Genomic DNA, 1,105 nt, shown 5'->3' on the forward strand with positions numbered 1-1,105 from the left:
TGATCCGCTTGGATTACATGGACATTTCGGGGCCGAGAATTTGGTCGGTCAATGGCCTTCAAGCCCTCCAGAAACCGTTCTCCGAGCGTATTCCGTTGGCGTCTGGTCTTTGAGAGCCATGTGAGGCCGGATCTCATTGTAGTCCACGCGCCAAGCCTCCACGATGGCCTGAACCTCGGTCAAGGAGGTGAACCAGTGGACGTTCAGGCATTCATCACGCAGTGACCCGTTGAACGTTTCGATAAAGCAGTTGTCGGTTGGTTTGCCCGGCCGGCTGAAATCGATCTTGGTCTGATGGTGGTAGGCCCATAGGTCCAGCATTTGCCCCGAAAATTCCCCGCCGTTGTCGACAAACAGGTATCGGGGCGCCGCGCGCTTTGTGATGATCTGGTTGAGCGCAGCTACGACGTCGTCGCCACGTAGCCGATAGCCCGCCACGATGGCCAACGACTCRCGGCTGTAGATGTCGATGATCGTCAGCAGGCGTATCTTCGTTCCGTCGGCAAGTTGGTCGGCCACAAAATCCATGCTCCACGCGTCGTTTGCCTGACGGGGCTGCATGCGCGCCTGGCGCGCCACAGCGCTCTTGCGCCGCTTCTTGCGCCAGGCGCGCAACTGCAACTGCCAGCGCCAGCTTGGGATCCTTCTTGCTCGACAAATACTGCGTGCTACGCACTTGCTTGATCAGCCGACAGGCCCGCGCCAGTTTCAATCCATAGTGCTCGATGATGTAATCGACCACCAAGCGCTTCAGCGCGGGCCGCCCCACTTTTTTGATGCGACGTCCTGCAGGATTGCCTTGTCCAGGCTCAGCTCAGCCACCAACTTCTTCAGTCGTGCATTCTCATCCTGGAGAATTTTGAGCTCCCGCACGCCTTCGGATTGCATGCCGCCATATTGCTTCTTCCAGCGGTAAAAGGTCTGCTCAGAAATGCCGAGTTGCCGGACAATGTCGCTGACCGCCATGCCCAATTCGGCCTGCTTCAGCACGGACACGATTTGTTCCGCTGGAAAATGTTTGCGCTTCATAGTCAAACCCTCCCGCTAAGGAATTATTGACCAAAAACTCGCGCTCTGAAGCGTCTAATTTTTCCAATGCAGATCA

At 56.5% G+C, this 1,105-nt stretch carries 1 pseudogene; it reads right to left on the reverse strand.

From position 1 onward, the window contains the following. Positions 1-51: 51 nt before the first annotated feature. A pseudogene (locus AB4Z11_RS32635) lies at positions 52-1,029 on the reverse strand (transposase); the annotation flags it as partial. Positions 1,030-1,105 lie beyond the last annotated feature (76 nt).

The sequence above is a fragment of the Pseudoduganella sp. RAF53_2 genome (genome assembly GCF_052113985.1).
Taxonomy (GTDB): Bacteria; Pseudomonadota; Gammaproteobacteria; order Burkholderiales; family Burkholderiaceae_D; genus Rugamonas.